Below are 16,009 nucleotides of genomic sequence, written 5' to 3'. Positions count from 1 at the left end.
GGTCAGTCGGGCCTGGGCGCGGGCAGGGCGGCCATGAGGGCGGCGACCACATCGTCCGCCGTCTTGCGCTCGGCCTCGGCGGCGAAGGACAGCAGGATGCGGTGACGCAGGACCGGGGCGGCCAGGGCGACCACGTCCTCGCGCGTCGCGGCGAGGCGACCGTGCAGCAGGGCGCGCGCCTTCGCGGCCAGAACCAGCGCCTGACCCGCGCGGGGCCCGGCACCCCAGCGGACGTAGTCCTGCACCGCCTTGGGGGCGTCGGCTGACGGACGGGTGGCGCGAACGAGCGAGGTGATCCAGGTGAGCAGGGCGTCGCCGACGTAGACGTCGCGGACCCATTTCTGCAGGGCGACGATGTCCTCGCCGACCATGACCTGGGGCACGGTGCCGATGCCCGACCCCGTCGTCGCGACCAGGATGGCGCGTTCCTCCTCCGCCGTCGGATAGCCGACGCGGATGTTGAGCAGGAAGCGGTCCAGCTGAGCCTCGGGCAGGGGATAGGTACCGGCCTGTTCCAGCGGGTTCTGGGTCGCCAGCACGAAGAAGGGTTCGTTCAGTTTATGGGTCACCCCGGCGTAGGAAACCGTGTGTTCCTGCATGGCTTCCAGCAGGGCGGCCTGGGTCTTGGGCGGGGTGCGATTCAACTCGTCGGCCAGGAAGAGGTTCGTGAAGACCGGGCCGGGCTGGAAGCGGAAGGATCGATGGCCCGTGCCGTGATCCTCTTCCAGCACCTCGGTGCCGAGGATGTCCGACGGCATCAGGTCGGGGGTGAACTGGACCCGCCGGAACTCCAGATGCAGGGCCTGACCCAGGGTGCGGACCAGCAGGGTCTTGCCGAGCCCGGGCACGCCTTCGATGAGGCAGTGACCGCCGGCGAGCAGGCCGATCAGCAACTGTTCGACGACCTCGTTCTGACCGACGATGGCCTGGCCGATCGCGGCCTTCAGCTTGCCGAGCTGGGCCAGCCGGGTGTCGATCTCGGATTGGGTGGGCGTGGTCATCGAAACTCCGGGGAGGAGGGAGGCGAAAAGGTCAGGCGGCCAAATTCAGGCAGTCAGGGCGTAAAGGATGATGTTGACCGCGAACTTGGTGTTGTCCTCGGCCAGGAAGCGCTTGTTGCGCCAGTCGTAGTCCCACTCGCAGCCGTAATCCTTGTTCGAGTAGAGCACGCCCAGCCGGCCATCGATTTCGATGCCCTTAAGGTAGTCGTGGATGAGGTCGTCGCCCCAGCCGTTCAGCTCGAAGCTGGTCGCCGGCGGGCCGTCCTCGAACTCGAAGAAGCTGCGATAGATGCCGTGGTCGTTGGGCAGTTTCTTCAGGGCCTCGGCACCGAAGATCTCGGCCATCTGGCGCTCGAAGGTGACGGCGAACAGGCCGTCGATGTCGTGGTTGCAGTCATCGACGAAAACGAAGCCACCGTTCCGGACATAACGTTCGAAATTGCGGGCCTCGGCCGTACTGAACTCCACCAGCTTGTGGCCCGCCAGATAACAGAAGGGGGCCGTCAGCATCGCCGGGTCAGCCAGGGCCACGACCCGCTCTTCGGGATCGACCCGCAGGTTGGTGTAGTCGACCAGGGAGGTCAGGATATTGGCCGGCATCCGCTGGTCCACGTCCCAGTCTCCGGAATCGTAGCGCAGGCGGGTGAACCAGAAATCGTAGGTGGCCTGCGCGTCGGCGGCGCGCGGGAAGCCTGCAAGCAGGGCCCCCAGCGCGCCGCCGGTCAGAAATCGCAAGGCGTCGGCGCGTGTCATACTCGAACCCGACACGCACCCTCTCCGGTCAGACGGCGTCGGACAGGGAGGTGAAGGTGAAGTCGCGCAGACGCATCGGCGGGATCATCATCGACAGGTTGGTCTCGTCGCCACCGACCCGGACCGGACGACCCAGCTCGTCGATGTTGTTCAGCATGATCACCGGGGACTCGTTGAAGCGGAAGTTCTTGAGCGGATACTTCAACTCGCCGTTCTCGATGTAGAAGGTGCCATCCCGGGTCAGGCCGGTCAGCAGAACGGTCTGCGGATCCACCATCCGGATATACCAGGTACGGCTGACAAGGATGCCGCGTTCGGTTTCGCGGACCAGTTCCGATATCGATTTGGTGCCGCCCGACATGATCAGGTTGCCGGGGCCGGCATTGGCGGCCTTGCCCTGCTTGTCGGCCCAGTAGCGGTCGTAATTCAGGTTGGCGATCTTGCCGTCCCGGACGAAATCCATCCGCTCGCGCGGCAGACCGCTGCCGTCCCAAGGCAGGACGGGCACCTCGTCGTGCCAGGGATCGGCCGTGAGGGTGACGCGGGGATCGAAGACCTGCTCGCCGATCTTGTTGCCGCCGCCCGCCTTGGACAGGAAGCTCCGGCCCTCGTCGGCCTGACGGGCGCCGAAGAAGTTGAACATGAACGAGATCAGGCCGGCGGCGGCGGCGGGCTCCAGTATGACCGTGTACTTGCCGGGCTCAAGCGCCTGGGCTTCGGAAGAGGCCGAGGCCTTGCGCATGGCGACCTGGATATCGTTGTCGACGTTGAAGTCGCCGGCGTCCTTCAGGCTGCGGCCCACCCAGCCGGAGCCCCGGCCGTCCTCGGTGCGTACGGTGCAGGTGTAGTTGAGGCTGGTCGCGCGCTGATAGCCGAAATTGCCGTTCGAGTTGGCGAAAGCGGTGAAACCCGCGCCGTCATTCAGAAAGCCGGCGGCGATCAGCTTCTGTGATTTGCAGGGATCGATCGAGGCGCGGGCGATCTCGGCCCGGTTCTCCGGCGTGATGGCAGCGGTGGCGGCGTTGAAGGTGTCACTGGCGCGGTAGGCCTGCTTCTGCACCGCCGGCATGAACTCGGGATTCTCCGGCGCGAGCTTGGCCAGTTCCTCTGCCCGCTTCACGACGCGGGCGAGGGCCTCGTCCGAGAATTCGTTGATTGCGGCCGTGCCGACCCGTTTTCCGAAGGCGACCTGGACACTGAGCTGGGTGTCCGAGACCACGCCCGAGGTGGAAACATTGTTGAGGGCGAAACGGATGTTGCCCTGAGTTCCGCCGCCCAACTGGGCCGTGCATTCGTCGGCGGTCGACAGCGCGATCACCTTGTCGAGGATCGTCTTGGCCTCGTCTTGCGTCATGATGCTCATGTGATTTTTCCCATTGTTTGTCAGCGGGGTCCGATCAACCGAGCGAACGCGCGGTGTTGATGACGTTGATCCCGTCGAAGCGGGTCGTCGACGAGCCGTGGCTGACGGCCGAGACCTGGCTGGGCTGGCCCTTGCCGTCGAAGAAGGAGCCGAACATCCGGTAGTCGCTCTCGTCGCAGATCGCCGAACAGGCGTTCCAGAACTCGGGGGTCCGCATCTGGTAGGCGACATCCTCCAGCGGCTTGGTGATCTCGCCGTTCTTGATTTCGTAGAAAAGGGTTCCGCCGAACTGGGCGTTGTAGCGCTGCTGATCGATCGAGAAGGAGCCGCGCCCAAGGATGTAGATGCCGTTCTCGACGTTCTTGATCATGTCGTCGACTTTCATCGGGGCCGTGCCGGGCTTCAGCGAGATGTTGGCCATCCGCTGGAACTGCACGGTCGACCAGCTGTCGGCGTAGGAACAGCCGTCGGATTCGGTCTTGCCGAGGATGTGGGCCTGGTCGCGCGTCGCCTGATAGTCGACCAGCTTGCCGTCCTTGATCAGGTCCCAAGACTTGGTCTTGACGCCCTCGTCGTCGTACTCGACCGCGCCGAGCGAGCCGACCTGAGTCTTGTCGGCGAACAGGTTGACGATCTCTGAGCCGTACTGGAAACGCGCCTCGCGCTTGTCCAGGGTGGCGAAGCTGGTGCCGGCGTAGTTGGCCTCGTAGCCTAGCACGCGGTCGAGTTCGAGCGGGTGACCGACCGACTCATGGATCGTCAGGCCCAGGTGGTTGGGGTCCAGAACCAGGTCGTAGGAGCCCGGACGAACCGAGGTGGCCGTCAGTTTCTCGCGGGCCTGCTGGGCGGCGGCGATCGCGTCCTTGGTCATGTCGTAGGACATGCCGTAGCTGACCACGCCGTTCGAGGCGACGATCTGATCGGCGACGTTGCCGTCCAGATATTCGTAGCCCAGGCCCATTGGGGCCGACAGGCCGTCCCGGGTGCGGAACTTGCCGGTGGCCTGATCGATCGCCGTGACCGTGAAGGGTGCCCAGATCCGGTGCACGTCCTGATCGATGTAGGAGCCGTCCGAACTGGCGAAATACTTCTGCTCATTGACCAGGAAGAGCTGTGAATTGACGAAGTTGGCGCCGCCATTCATCGCCGCGGCATTGACGCCCAGCAGAAGCGCGACCTTTTCGGCGATCGGCACCTCCATGGCGTTGCGACGGATCGGGGTCTTCCAGGAGACCTCGCCGACGCCCGGCGTCGGAGCCAGTCGGACCGGCTGAGTCTGGTGCTTGGCATTGGCCTTGGCGATGGCGACGGCCAGTCTGGCGGCGGCGGACACGGCTTCTGCCGTCATGTCGTTCGTGGCGGCGAAGCCCCATGCCCCGTCGGCGATGACGCGGACGCCCGTGCCCGTTGATTCTGTGTTGACGACGTTCTGGACGTTGGCTTCGCGGGTGATCACGAACTGGCGCATGTAGCGACCGACGCGCACGTCGTAATAGGACGCACCCGCAGCCGCAGCCGCGCTGAGCCCAGCGTCGGCGAGACGCTTCTTGACCCCCAGATCGATGGTTTCAACCAGTTGTTCCGCTGCGATGGCCCGGCCGGAGAACCCGGGTACAAGAAGGCCTCCGGCGCCGATGCCGCATGCGGCGAGGAATGAACGTCGATCCAAGGCTGTTCTCCACCAGATTGCCCGTCACAATACGCAGGGTTCTGCCGGGCTCCGTGACGAGGCCCTCGATTGCGCTGGCGTCATCTTTGACACCCGACCAGCGGACGTCAAATGATCGACGCCGTTAGTCCGTATCATTACGAAAACTTCATACCGCGACCGTGACGATCCAATGACGATCTGCAAGTGATTGGTCTCATGCGTCGTCGGCCGGCAGAGGCCGTTGTTTGACGTCTAATCCTGGAGGCGGTGGCCCGGACCAGGGTCCTGTGGCGCTCAAGGGGCTGGTGTTCGATTGCGACGGCATCTCGATGACCCCGGCCCACACTTACGGCAAGTCGGGGGCTGCGCATCGCTACTATCTGTCCAGCAGCGTCAATCGCGGTCGGGGCTAGTGGCGGCCCGAGGGCATCTACCGTCTGCCAGCGCTGCCCGTGGAGCGCTGGGTGATCGAGACCCTGCACCGGCTGGCACCGGACCATGGTCCCTTCGCGGTCCTGTCGCGTCTGGACGCGGGAAAGCCCGCAAGGCGCGGGCTGGGCAAGGCGGTCTCAAATCATTGATAACTAAGAAGACAAACGATGGCGGAGAGGGTGGGATTCGAACCCACGGTACCCTTCCAGGCACGCCGCATTTCGAGTGCGGTACATTCGACCACTCTGCCACCTCTCCGCGGGGCCGTAAGTACGCTTGGTCGAGCGAGGGGCCTACCTAATGGGGTGGGGGCGTCGCCGCAAGCGGGTTCGTATCCTTTTTTGGTCAGCGTTGCGCGGGGAGGGCGAGGCCGGGGGCCTGGCCGTCGCGGGCGTCGGTGCCGGTGAAGCGGAACAGCTCGGCCGGGCGGCCGCCGGTGCCGGTCGAAAGGCGGCCGGTGGGCTCGACCAGGCCGGTGCGTTCGACGCCGCGGCGGAAATTCTGCTTGTGCAGGGTGAGGCCCGCCACGGCCTCGGCCGCCGCCTGGAGTTCGGACAGGGTGAAGGCGCCGTCGATAAGTTCGAACAGGACCGGTCGGTACTTCAACTTGGATCGCAGCCTGCCGAGGCCGGTGGCGAGGATGCGACGGTGATCGGACACCATTGTGCGGCCGGGGAAGGCATCGGCGGTGCCGGCCGACGCCGCGTCGTCGCGCTGGGCCTCGGGGACGAGGCCGGCTTCGTAGAGGAGTTCGTAGCGCTCCAGCACGCGCTCCTCGTTCCAGCGCAGAGCGCCGCCCAAGGCGAACAGGCTTTCGGCGCGGGCCGGACGACGCGGGTCGGCAGCGGTCCAGGCGGCCAGGGCGTCGGGGATGGCGGGGTCGGCTTGAGTGCGGCGGTCCTCCCACGGGAAGATGTCGTACAGCGGCGTCCAGCGGGCGTCGGCGAGGGAGGCGCCGGCGGCGTCGCGGGTCAGGGCCAGATAGCCGACGGAGATCTCGCGCTGGCGTTCGGGCCCCGGAGTCGGGCGGGGCGAGGCGCGGCCGGCGTCGCCGAAGGTGTAGAGTTGCTCGACGAAGCCGGGGCGAAAGCCGGTCTGGGCGGTGACGAAGGCGCGCAACGACAGCTCAAAGGTCCGATCGTTGGCGGGATCGAACGGCCCGAAGGGCAGGGCCATCTCGCCTCCCGGCGCCGTGGTGGTCAGGACGCAGAGGCGACGGTCGCGGATGGCCATGACCACAGCGGAGAGGCCGATCCGGACACCGTTTTCCGCGCCGAACGACACCGGCGCTATTCCGTGTGCCAGGCGTCGGGGGCGGGGATCAGACCGACGGCCTCGGCCAGGACGCGATAGCGTTCGAGGTAGCGGGCCTGGGCGACCGGGGCGGGCAGGGGCTCGATGGTCAGGTCGTAGCCGGGCGGGGGGCTGCCGAAGATCTTCAGCGATTCGGCGCGGTCGAAACCGGCCAGCTGGGTCGCCTCGAAAAAGGCGCAGGCGCGGTCGGCCTTTTTGATCAGGGTCTTGATCGGCGGCGGGGACTTGGGCGGGAGGCCGAAGCGGACGTGGATGGCGTCTTCCAGTCGGGCCTCGAAGCCCTTGTAGTTCATGCCCAGCGCCGCCTTGAAAGGCGAGATCATGTCGCCGATGACGTATTCGGACGCGTCGTGGAGCAGGGCGGCAAGGCGCCATTTCGGCTCCAGCCCCGGCCTGATGTGGGCGGCGATCTCTTCGACCACGCAGGAGTGCTGGGCGACCGAGAAGGCGTGTTCGCCGATCGTCTGGCCGTTCCAGCGGGCGACGCGGGCCAGGCCGTGGGCGATGTCCTCGATCTCGATGTCGAGGGGCGAGGGGTCGAGGAGGTCGAGGCGACGGCCCGACAGCATCCGCTGCCAGGCACGAGGCGCCTTGTTCGATGGTTTCAGCGACGGCGCGGCCAAGTTGGGAGGTTCCTGTGGTTGGCCGGTCAGGTGACCCATCCCGTCGTGGCGATCAAGTATGTGATGACGTCTGGCCGGGTCATTCCCCGACGTTGAGGGCGACGAGGTCCCTGGCGTCGTCGAAGACGTCGTCGGAGCGGCGCTCGCGGACGCGGACGGTGGCGACGACGATAGGGCCGCCGCGAGGACCACGCGCTTCGTAGCCGACCATGCGCCAGCCGGCGTCCGAGGGGGTGTCGTCGTTCAGACGCCAGGTCTGGCGCGTCGCCTCGCCCGGAGCGCTCGACCGGAACTCCGCGGCATTGTCGACAGCATGGATACTCACGGCCTCTTCGGTCGATGAACCGGGAGCACGCCCCGTACCCGAGATGCGGGCCTGGGAGTCATCGGCGCGGATGGTGAAGCCGCCGATTCGGACATTGGCCTTGTCGCCGTCGGCGTCGACGTGGATGCCCGGCAGGCTGACCCGGGCACGGTCGCCCTCGGCGTCGATCTGCATGCCGGGGGCCGATATGTGGGCGGAGTCACCGCTAGAGGCCGCTTCGGTGGATGCAGCCTGGGCCGTGGCGTCGGCTCCGGCCGCCTCGGCGTCGGCCCGGGCAGCCTCGGCATCGGCACGGGCCACCTCGGCGTCCGACTTCGCCGCCGCCGCCGCCAGCTGTGCGACGGTACGCGGCATTGAGTCGGACAGCAGGGTCTCGAACCGCTTCAGGACGGTGTCGATGGGGTCGTCGCCAAGCTGGACCAGATGCAGCGACACCTCTGCTCCGCGCGGCCCGGCATAGGTACAGACCGTGCCGTCGGCCTGGGCCGAGCCCTTGCGGGTCAGGGAGCCCAGGGTTTCGGGGCATTGCAGAGCGTCGATGACCTTGAGCACGCCCTTGGCCTCGGTGCTGGACCGGGTCGAGGAAATGCGCACTCCATCGTCGCACGCCGCCATCAGGGCGACGGCCCCCACACAGGAGGCCAGGAGCGCAATGCGCGATGGCAGGGTCGGTCTCATGAGATCATCATGCGCTCTGGTCGCGCGTATTCCAGTGAAATCGCGGTAATCGCCGTGACGAAACCTGTTCGACACGGTGTTCGGATCTACCGGCTCAGGTTCCGGGGCGGGACCCTTCGCGACGGGTCAGGAAGGCCAGGCGCTCGAACAGGTGGACGTCCTGTTCGTTCTTTAGCAGGGCGCCGTGCAGGGGTGGGATCAGCTTGTTGGGGGTCTTTTCGCGCAGGGTTTCGGGATCGATGTCCTCGACGAGCAGGAGTTTCAGCCAGTCGAGAAGTTCGGAAGTCGAGGGCTTCTTCTTCAACCCCGGCGTGTCGCGGATCTCGTAGAAGGTCTTCAGCGCTTCGGAGACCAGCCGGCCCTTGATGCCCGGGAAATGGACCTCGACGATGGCCTTCATGGTCTCGTCGTCGGGAAAGCGGATGTAGTGGAAGAAGCAGCGGCGCAAAAAGGCGTCGGGCAGTTCCTTTTCGTTGTTGGAGGTGATGACCACGACCGGGCGGACGGCGGCGCGGATGGTCTCGCCGGTTTCCTGGACGAAGAACTCCATCCGGTCGAGTTCCTGGAGCAGGTCGTTGGGGAACTCGATGTCGGCCTTGTCGATCTCGTCGATCAACAGGACAGGGCGGACCGGCGAGGTGAAGGCCTCCCACAGCTTGCCGGGCTTCAGATAGTTGCGGACGTCGTGGACGCGTTCCTCGCCGAGCTGGCTGTCCCTCAAGCGGCTGACGGCGTCGTATTCATACAGGCCGTTGTGGGCCTTGGTCGTGGACTTGATGTGCCAGGTGATCAGTGGCGCGTTCAGCGCCTTGGCCATCTCATAGGCCAGCACCGTCTTGCCGGTGCCGGGCTCGCCCTTGATGAGCAGGGGCCGTTCCAGGGCGACGGCGGCGTTGACCGCGATCTTCAGGTCCTGGGTGGCGATATAGTTCGAGGTGCCCTCGAACCGGTCGGTCGTCCGCGACATCGGATGCTCCGTGGTGTTCGCGATGACGCCTAGCGAAGGCGGTGCGGGTTAACAACGATAAGGTTGGGTGGAAGAGTGGTTGGTGATTTGTGGCTCGTGGTTGTCGCATCCTCGACGCAGCGCCCATGGCCGCCAGCCGGCGCGTCGCCAGATGCAGCAATCACGAGCCACTAACCACTGACCACTGACCACACACGCCTATTCGCCCTCACGCGATCTCTCGCTGAGGCGATGGGAAGGGTCGGCGGAGCGTCCGGGCCCTCGCCCGGAAAGAAATAGAAAATACCGTTTCGGCGAAAGACAGACGCTCCGCGCATGTGGTTTTCGCAGGAGCTGTACGGCTCGATCGCTCGAACCAGCGGGGGTGTTAACCCTTGCCGCTACCGCGCCCCCGGCGGGAAGGCGGGCGCCTTGCGTGCCCGTCCCCTGAACGATCCGACTCTCTGCGCCAGGCCCTTTGACGATCCGGGGCGACGCAGTCCCCGAAAGAACTGCGCCGGCATCCCCCGGTCCAATCCCGCTCCACACACCCCCGCCGCAACAAGATCGCAAGGCCTTGCGCCCTTCCCCGCGACGGGACGAAGAGCAGTATAGCGGGGGTGGGGACCTGGGCGTGTTCGAGGGGGTCAGAAATCTGCAATCCGTTGCGGGGCAAGGGATTGGCCGCTCGAAGTTTGAAACCTGGAGGCGTCGGACAAGCCGAGAGAGTCTTCTTCTCCCGCGCAGCGGGGGAAGTGTCGCGTCCCTGAGCGAAGCGAAGGCAGCGACGATGGGGGCTGTGCGAAGGGAGTCGGGGAACCTTCCTCATCGGTCCTGGATCGCTGCGCGATCGACGGACCGCTTTCCCCCGTAAAGGACGGAGGAAGAACACGAAGACTGCACCGGCCAAATCGGGCTGCCCCTCCCTGGCGACTTCGCCCCGTCACCCCCCGTAACCGTCCGTGGCTTGCCTAATGGGGCAGGAGCGACGAAATACCGGTCATGGTCACCCTGATCGACACCCTGACGAAGACGCCGGCGGAGCTGCGGCATCCGGAAAAGCAGAACCGGCCGGAGACGGCGGTGCTGAGGAAGCCCGACTGGCTGAGGGTCAAGGCACCGGGGTCGGGGCAGTACAACGCCACCAAGGCGATCGTGCGCGACAAGGGCCTGGTGACCGTATGCGAGGAGGCGGCGTGCCCGAACATCGGCGAGTGCTGGAGCCAGAAGCACGCCACATTGATGATCATGGGCGACACCTGTACGCGGGCCTGCGCCTTCTGCAACGTCAAGACGGGCCTGCCACAGCCGCTCGATCCCGAAGAACCGGCCAAGGTCGGGCTGGCCGTGTCGCAACTGGGGCTGAACCACGTGGTCATCACCTCGGTGGACCGCGATGACGTCGCCGACGGCGGCGCGGCCCACTTCGCCGAGGTGGTGCGCCAGATCCGGTTGCAGGCGCCGAACACGACGATCGAGATCCTGACGCCCGATTTCCTGAGGAAAGACGGGGCGGCGGAGGTCATGATCGATGCGACCCCGGACGTGTTCAACCACAACCTGGAAACCGTGCCGCGGCTGTATCTGAAGATCCGGCCGGGTGCCCGCTACTTCCACTCGCTGCGACTGCTGCAGATGGTCAAGGAGCGCGATCCGAACCAGTTCACCAAGTCCGGCATCATGGTGGGTCTGGGCGAGACCAAGGAAGAGGTCATGCAGGTGATGGACGACATGCGCTCGGCCGGTGTCGACTTCATCACCATCGGCCAGTACCTGCAGCCCACCCGCAAACACGCCGCCATCGACCGGTTCGTGACGCCCGAAGAGTTCAAGGCCTATGAGGCCATCGCGCGGGCCAAGGGGTTCCTGATGGTGTCGTCCTCGCCCCTAACGCGGTCGTCGCACCATGCGGGCGATGACTTCGCGCGGCTGAAGGCGGCGCGGGAAGGTCAGAACCGGCGTTGATCCGGGCTCTTCGCTTCGCTCCGGCCGGGATGACAAGGCATCGCGTCTGATGGCCATCCATCGTGTGACCCGCGTCCTTCCCTACACCCCGCAGCAGCTCGCCGAGCTGGTGGCGGACATCGGGTCGTATCCGCAGTTCGTGAAATGGGTCAGCTCAATGCGGACCTGGAACGCGCGCGAGGAGGCCCCCGGGGTCGATCTGGTCGATGCGGAGGCGCAAGTGGGGTTCTCGTTCCTGAAGGAGCGGTTCTCGACCTGGGTGCGGCATGACCGCAACCTGCCGCGGGTCGAGGTCGGGCTGATCCGGGGACCGTTCAAACATCTGAAGAACCGCTGGGATTTTCATGCGATTCCAGAGGGAACACGGCTGGAGTTCATGATCGACTTCGCCTTCAGGAGCCCGATCCTGAACGCCATGCTGCACGCCAATTTCGATCTGGCGGTTGGAAAGCTGATCGCCAGCTTCGAGGCCGAGGCGGCGCGGCGGTACGGGACGAAGACATGACGGCCTTCGATTTCGACGCGGTCGTGGTGGGGGCGGGGGCCGTGGGCCTGGCCTGCGGGCGGGCGCTGTCTAAGCGCGGGCTGGTCGTGCTGGTGCTCGAGAAGGAAGGCCACATCGGTCAGGGGGTGTCGTCGAGGAACTCCGAGGTCATCCACGGCGGGCTCTACTATCCGACGGGATCGCTGAAGGCGCGGTTCTGCGTCGAGGGGCGGCGGGCTCTGTACACCTATCTGGACAGCCGCAAGATCGACTATCGCAAATGCGGCAAGCTGGTCGTCGCCACCAACGCTGACGAAGTGGCGTCGATCGAGGCGATCTTCGAGCGGGCGGTGGCCAACGGCGTCGAGGGGCTGGAGCATCTGACGGGTGAACAGGCGCGGGCCCTGGAGCCGGCGCTGAACGCCCACGCCGCCATCCTGTCGCCCGAGAGCGGCATCTTCGCCAGCCATGATTACATGCTGGCCCTGCAGGGCGAGATCGAGGACGCGGGCGGTTCGGTCGTGGTCGATACGCCGTTCGAGCGGGCCGAGACGCTGCCGGGCGGCGGATTCACGGTGACGGCCGGAGGGGAAGGCGGCGCGGTCGTGACGACGCGGCTACTGGTCACGGCGCCGGGACTGTCGTCACAGGACGTGGCGGGGCGGATCGAGGGGTTTCCCGCCGACCGCATCCCCAGGGGCCATTTCGGCAAGGGGGTCTATTTCCGGCTGACGGGCAAGGCGCCGTTCGAGCGGCTGATCTATCCGCCGCCGATCTCGGGGGCGCTGGGGACGCACTATCGCAAGGATCTGGGCGGGCAGGCGGTGTTCGGACCGGATCTGGAATATGTCGAGACCGAGGACTATTCGGTCGATCCGGCCAGGGCCGAGGGCTTCGCGACCTATATCCGGCGGTTCTGGCCGGGGTTGCCGGAAGGGGCGCTGACGCCCGACTATGCCGGCATACGGCCAAAGCTGCACGGGGCGGGAGAGACGCAGCCGGACTTCCAGCTGGACGGCGCAGAGGTCCACGGCCTGCCCGGGCTGATGGCCCTGTTCGGGATCGAGAGCCCGGGGCTGACCAGTTCGCTGGCGATCGGCGAGGCGGTGGCGGACCGGCTGCTGGGCGACGCGATTTGATCCTGCGGACGGAACGGCTGGTCCTGCGCCACGCCCGGCCGACCGATCTTGAGGAGCTGCATGCCGTCCTGTCCGATCCGCGCGCCATGCGATGGTGGTCGACACTGCCGCATGTAACGGTCGCCGAGACCCAGGCCTGGCTGGAGGACATGATCGCGGGCAGTGCGGGGGGCAGCGACGACTTCGTCATCGAGCGGGACGGGATCGTCATCGGCAAGGCGGGGTTCTGGCGGCTGCCGGACGTCGGCTATATCCTGCACCCCGACCACTGGGGCCAGGGGCTGGCCGGGGAGGCGGTGGGGGCGGCCGTGGACCATGTCTTTGCGCATCGTCCGATCGATCGGATGACTGCGGACGTCGACCCTGAGAACATGGCCTCCATCCGACTACTGGAAAGGCTCGGCTTCGTCCGGACGGGGTCGGCCGAGCGGACCTGGAACATCGGAGGCGAGTGGAAGGACAGTCTGTATTTCGGCCTGGACCGGGAGACGTGGGGTCGCAGTTAGCGCGAGGGCCACATCGCCATCATGGCGAGGCTCGCCGCCAGCCAGAGCAGAGGCAGCAAGATGCTGATCCAGGCGGTCCGCTGGCGGCGCAGCCCATAGGCGATCCAGCCGCCGATCACGCACAGGACCATGACGACCGGCAGGCTGAGGTTGATCAGGGCGTAGGTGTTGGCCCAGGCCATATCGGTCGTCGTGGTCGAGGCCATCACCGACATCATGCCCCAGAACAGGGCGAGCGGCGCGGCCAGCACGGTGAAGACCGAATCAAGGATCAGGAAGAGCTTGAGTCTGGCCCGACCGGTAATGACCGGGGCGGTGGCGTCGGCGGGCATGGGAGGCTTCCCTTCAATGACAGTCGGGATCAGAACGCGAACCACGGTCCAAAAGATGCCGCCGTTGCGGCCTTGATATCGGCGACCCTTTCGGGCATAAGCCCCCGCTCGCAAGGCGGCTCAGACATGGGCCGCCGCTTGTTTTTCGCGTCCAGCCGGACGCCGAGCCCTAAAAGATTGAGACGGACATGGCTGTTCCGAAGCGCAAAGTATCGCCCTCGCGTCGCAACATGCGCCGCGCCCACGACGCCCTGGGTACCAACGCCTACACCGAGGACAAGGACACGGGTGAACTGCGTCGTTCGCACCACATCGACCTGAAGACCGGCACCTATCGCGGCCGCCAGGTCCTGACGCCCAAGGAAGACTAGGCCCCGTTCAGGCGGCTTATTCGTCATTGATGACGGCGCGCGATGGCTTCGCGCGCCGTTTTCGTGCGTTGTGATGGGATCGTTCGCTGACGAAGGACACCTCATGATGCGTCTCGCCTGTCTCGCCCCGCTTGCCGTTCTGGCGCTCGCCGCCTGTGACCAGGCCCGGGAGCCCGCCTCCGCGCCGCCGGTGGCCAGTGCGCCTGCGGCACCCCCAACACCCGCCCCCGCCGCCGATCCGAATGTGCTGACGGCCGAGGGGTTGGGGCCAGTGCAGATCGGGATGACGACGGCCGAGGTGACCGCCGCGTGGGGCGCGGACGCCAATCCCGATGCGGTCGGCGGGGCCAAGCCCGAGGCCTGCGACGAATATCATCCTGCCAATGCGCCGACCGGCGTGCGGGTGATGATCGAGGAGGGGCGCCTGACCCGCATCGCGGCCAGCCGGGACGCGACGGTCAAGACCGAGCGTGGGTTCGGGGTGGGCGACACCGCGACGGCGATCAAACAGGCCTATGGCGGCGCCGTCATCGCCCAGCCGCACAAATATCAGGACGCGCCGGCCGAGGACCTGTTCGCCTGGAGCCGCGGCGGGTCGACCAACTATGTGCAGGATCCGGGCGCCCGAGGCGTCCGCTACGAGATCGGTTCGGACGGCAAGGTCATGACGGTGATGGCGGGCGGTCCGTCGATCCAGCTGGTCGAGGGCTGTTCCTAAAGACCACGCTGTTCCTTGAAGTCCGGGGCCGTCGCGGGCTAAACGCTGCGGCACACATTTCAGCCAGAGCGCCCCATGACCGACATCGCCGACATCGTCGCCCGCCAGATCCTCGACAGCCGGGGCAACCCGACGGTGGAAGTGGACGTGACCCTGGACGACGGCTCGTTCGGCCGGGCGGCGGTGCCGTCGGGGGCCTCCACCGGGGCGCACGAGGCGGTCGAGCTGCGTGACGGCGACAAGAGCGTCTGGGGCGGCAAGGGCGTGATGAAGGCGGTCGACGCCGTCAACGGCGAGATCTTCGACGCCCTGTCGGGCATGGACGCCGAGGACCAGCGCCGCATCGACGAGGCCCTGATCACCCTGGACGGCACCGACAACAAAGCGCGTCTGGGGGCCAATGCGATCCTGGGCGTGTCGCTGGCGGTGGCCAAGGCCAGCGCGATCTCGGCCGGACTGCCGCTGCACCGCTATGTCGGCGGGGTGTCTGCGCGTGTGCTGCCGACGCCGATGATGAACATCATCAACGGCGGGATGCATGCCGACAATCCGATCGACATCCAGGAGTTCATGATCCTGCCGACCGGTGCCGAGAGCTTTTCCGAAGCCCTCCGTATGGGTTCGGAAATCTTCCACGCGCTGAAGAAGCAGCTGAAGGACGCGGGTCACAACACCAACGTCGGCGACGAGGGCGGTTTCGCCCCCAACCTGGCCTCGGCCGAGGAGGCGCTGAGCTTCATCACCAAGGCTGGGCAGGCGGCAGGCTATCTGGCCGGTGAGGATTTCCACCTGGGTCTCGACGTCGCCTCGACCGAGTTCTTCAAGAACGGCAAGTACGAGCTGACCGGCGAGGGCAAGTCGCTGGATCAGGACGGGATGGTCGGATATCTGGCCGACCTGTGCGAACGGTTCCCGATCGTGTCGATCGAGGACGGCTGTTCAGAAGACGATTTCGAGGGCTGGAAGATGCTGACCGAGCGCCTCGGCGACCGGATCCAGCTGGTCGGCGATGATCTGTTCGTCACCAATCCGGCGCGTCTGGCGGCCGGCATCGGCGAGGGGCTGGCCAACTCCATCCTGATCAAGGTCAATCAGATCGGCACCCTGTCCGAGACTCTGGACGCCGTCGATATGGCCAACCGCGCCGGCTATACCTCGGTGATGAGCCACCGGTCGGGCGAAACCGAGGATTCAACCATCGCTGACCTGGCCGTCGCCACCAACTGTGGACAGATCAAGACGGGTTCGCTGGCCCGTTCCGACCGGACGGCCAAGTACAACCAGCTGCTGCGCATCGAAGAGATGCTGGGCGACCAGGGTGCCTACTTCGGCGACGGAATGCTGTTGAAATAACAGGGTTAACGCGGGCAAGGCGTACGGCTCAGCTAGGTTTTGTTAGGCATTTTCG

At 66.1% G+C, this 16,009-nt stretch carries 17 protein-coding genes and 1 tRNA gene; 8 read left to right on the top strand and 10 right to left on the bottom strand.

Annotated elements, in window-relative coordinates:
* Positions 1-2: 2 nt before the first annotated feature.
* The 4 genes from O5K39_RS14560 to O5K39_RS14545 are packed head-to-tail and all read right to left on the bottom strand — an operon-like array spanning position 3 to position 4,786.
* Positions 3-1,001 (bottom strand): MoxR family ATPase, encoded by a 999-nt coding sequence (locus O5K39_RS14560; RefSeq protein ID WP_271144332.1) that lies wholly within the window; start codon positions 999-1,001, stop codon positions 3-5.
* A 45-nt stretch (positions 1,002-1,046) separates the two neighbouring features.
* Complete coding sequence (locus tag O5K39_RS14555) at positions 1,047-1,769, bottom strand: DUF4159 domain-containing protein (RefSeq protein ID WP_271144331.1); 723 nt, start codon at positions 1,767-1,769, stop codon at positions 1,047-1,049.
* Positions 1,770-1,782: 13 nt separating this feature from the next.
* Complete coding sequence (locus O5K39_RS14550; protein WP_271144330.1) at positions 1,783-3,117, bottom strand: TldD/PmbA family protein; 1,335 nt, start codon at positions 3,115-3,117, stop codon at positions 1,783-1,785.
* A gap of 34 nt (positions 3,118-3,151) precedes the next feature.
* The gene (locus O5K39_RS14545) at positions 3,152-4,786 is read right to left on the bottom strand and encodes a TldD/PmbA family protein (protein ID WP_271144329.1); all 1,635 of its coding nucleotides are present in this window, start codon (positions 4,784-4,786) and stop codon (positions 3,152-3,154) included.
* Between the two features lie 227 nt (positions 4,787-5,013).
* On the opposite strand from O5K39_RS14545, the gene O5K39_RS14540 reads away from it, so the two are divergent.
* Positions 5,014-5,181 (top strand): hypothetical protein, encoded by a 168-nt coding sequence (locus O5K39_RS14540; RefSeq protein WP_271144328.1) that lies wholly within the window; start codon positions 5,014-5,016, stop codon positions 5,179-5,181.
* A 187-nt stretch (positions 5,182-5,368) separates the two neighbouring features.
* Here the strand turns inward: O5K39_RS14540 and O5K39_RS14535 are convergent.
* From O5K39_RS14535 to O5K39_RS14515, 5 genes are all read right to left on the bottom strand, one after another.
* Positions 5,369-5,458, bottom strand: a tRNA-Ser gene (locus O5K39_RS14535).
* 87 nt (positions 5,459-5,545) lie between these two features.
* Positions 5,546-6,484, bottom strand: a complete 939-nt coding sequence (locus O5K39_RS14530) for an NAD regulator (RefSeq protein WP_271144327.1) — start codon at positions 6,482-6,484, stop codon at positions 5,546-5,548.
* A 5-nt stretch (positions 6,485-6,489) separates the two neighbouring features.
* Complete coding sequence (locus O5K39_RS14525) at positions 6,490-7,083, bottom strand: HD family hydrolase (protein ID WP_271147166.1); 594 nt, start codon at positions 7,081-7,083, stop codon at positions 6,490-6,492.
* Positions 7,084-7,216: 133 nt separating this feature from the next.
* Complete coding sequence (locus tag O5K39_RS14520) at positions 7,217-8,140, bottom strand: methyltransferase type 11 (RefSeq protein WP_271144326.1); 924 nt, start codon at positions 8,138-8,140, stop codon at positions 7,217-7,219.
* Between the two features lie 94 nt (positions 8,141-8,234).
* Positions 8,235-9,107 (bottom strand): MoxR family ATPase, encoded by an 873-nt coding sequence (locus O5K39_RS14515; RefSeq protein ID WP_271144325.1) that lies wholly within the window; start codon positions 9,105-9,107, stop codon positions 8,235-8,237.
* Between the two features lie 981 nt (positions 9,108-10,088).
* Here O5K39_RS14515 and lipA point away from each other — a divergent pair.
* From lipA to O5K39_RS14495, 4 genes are read left to right on the top strand one after another with little or no spacing between them, the layout of a single operon-like run.
* The gene (lipA, locus tag O5K39_RS14510) at positions 10,089-11,051 is read left to right on the top strand and encodes a lipoyl synthase (protein ID WP_271144324.1); all 963 of its coding nucleotides are present in this window, start codon (positions 10,089-10,091) and stop codon (positions 11,049-11,051) included.
* Positions 11,052-11,100: 49 nt separating this feature from the next.
* Positions 11,101-11,556 carry a type II toxin-antitoxin system RatA family toxin gene (locus O5K39_RS14505; RefSeq protein ID WP_271144323.1) on the top strand — a complete coding sequence of 152 codons (456 nt, stop codon included), beginning with the start codon at positions 11,101-11,103 and terminating at the stop codon, positions 11,554-11,556.
* A complete protein-coding gene (locus O5K39_RS14500; RefSeq protein WP_271144322.1) occupies positions 11,553-12,674 on the top strand; it encodes an NAD(P)/FAD-dependent oxidoreductase in 1,122 nt (373 codons plus the stop codon). The genes O5K39_RS14505 and O5K39_RS14500 overlap by 4 nt, the downstream gene beginning before the upstream one ends.
* Complete coding sequence (locus tag O5K39_RS14495; protein ID WP_271144321.1) at positions 12,671-13,180, top strand: GNAT family N-acetyltransferase; 510 nt, start codon at positions 12,671-12,673, stop codon at positions 13,178-13,180. The genes O5K39_RS14500 and O5K39_RS14495 overlap by 4 nt, the downstream gene beginning before the upstream one ends.
* Here O5K39_RS14495 and O5K39_RS14490 read toward each other — a convergent pair.
* Positions 13,177-13,512, bottom strand: coding sequence for a hypothetical protein (locus O5K39_RS14490; RefSeq protein WP_271144320.1), 336 nt, complete (start codon positions 13,510-13,512; stop codon positions 13,177-13,179). The genes O5K39_RS14495 and O5K39_RS14490 overlap by 4 nt on opposite strands.
* Before the next feature lie 188 nt (positions 13,513-13,700).
* Between O5K39_RS14490 and rpmF the strand changes: the two genes are divergently transcribed.
* From rpmF to eno, 3 genes are all read left to right on the top strand, one after another.
* Positions 13,701-13,883 (top strand): 50S ribosomal protein L32, encoded by a 183-nt coding sequence (gene rpmF, locus O5K39_RS14485; protein ID WP_168048533.1) that lies wholly within the window; start codon positions 13,701-13,703, stop codon positions 13,881-13,883.
* A 103-nt stretch (positions 13,884-13,986) separates the two neighbouring features.
* On the top strand, positions 13,987-14,601 hold the full coding sequence (locus tag O5K39_RS14480; protein WP_271144319.1) for a hypothetical protein: 615 nt from the start codon (positions 13,987-13,989) through the stop codon (positions 14,599-14,601).
* A 75-nt stretch (positions 14,602-14,676) separates the two neighbouring features.
* Positions 14,677-15,954, top strand: coding sequence for a phosphopyruvate hydratase (gene eno, locus O5K39_RS14475; RefSeq protein ID WP_271144318.1), 1,278 nt, complete (start codon positions 14,677-14,679; stop codon positions 15,952-15,954).
* Positions 15,955-16,009 lie beyond the last annotated feature (55 nt).

This window comes from Brevundimonas sp. NIBR10 (genome assembly GCF_027912515.1).
Classification (GTDB): domain Bacteria; phylum Pseudomonadota; class Alphaproteobacteria; order Caulobacterales; family Caulobacteraceae; genus Brevundimonas.
Note: the sequence above shows the minus strand (reverse complement) of the source record. Positions and strands in the feature narration are given on the sequence as shown.

Excerpts from the sequence above, each read along its gene's own strand:
- O5K39_RS14560 (WP_271144332.1), bottom strand. The coding sequence starts at position 1,001 with ATGACCACGCCCACCCAATCCGAGATCGACACCCGGCTGGCCCAGCTC.
- O5K39_RS14550 (WP_271144330.1), bottom strand. The coding sequence starts at position 3,117 with ATGAGCATCATGACGCAAGACGAGGCCAAGACGATCCTCGACAAGGTG.
- O5K39_RS14525 (WP_271147166.1), bottom strand. The coding sequence starts at position 7,083 with ATGCTGTCGGGCCGTCGCCTCGACCTCCTCGACCCCTCGCCCCTCGAC.
- O5K39_RS14520 (WP_271144326.1), bottom strand. The coding sequence starts at position 8,140 with ATGAGACCGACCCTGCCATCGCGCATTGCGCTCCTGGCCTCCTGTGTG.
- O5K39_RS14515 (WP_271144325.1), bottom strand. The coding sequence starts at position 9,107 with ATGTCGCGGACGACCGACCGGTTCGAGGGCACCTCGAACTATATCGCC.
- lipA (WP_271144324.1), top strand. The coding sequence starts at position 10,089 with ATGGTCACCCTGATCGACACCCTGACGAAGACGCCGGCGGAGCTGCGG.
- O5K39_RS14505 (WP_271144323.1), top strand. The coding sequence starts at position 11,101 with ATGGCCATCCATCGTGTGACCCGCGTCCTTCCCTACACCCCGCAGCAG.
- O5K39_RS14500 (WP_271144322.1), top strand. The coding sequence starts at position 11,553 with ATGACGGCCTTCGATTTCGACGCGGTCGTGGTGGGGGCGGGGGCCGTG.
- O5K39_RS14490 (WP_271144320.1), bottom strand. The coding sequence starts at position 13,512 with ATGCCCGCCGACGCCACCGCCCCGGTCATTACCGGTCGGGCCAGACTC.
- rpmF (WP_168048533.1), top strand. The coding sequence starts at position 13,701 with ATGGCTGTTCCGAAGCGCAAAGTATCGCCCTCGCGTCGCAACATGCGC.
- O5K39_RS14480 (WP_271144319.1), top strand. The coding sequence starts at position 13,987 with ATGATGCGTCTCGCCTGTCTCGCCCCGCTTGCCGTTCTGGCGCTCGCC.
- eno (WP_271144318.1), top strand. The coding sequence starts at position 14,677 with ATGACCGACATCGCCGACATCGTCGCCCGCCAGATCCTCGACAGCCGG.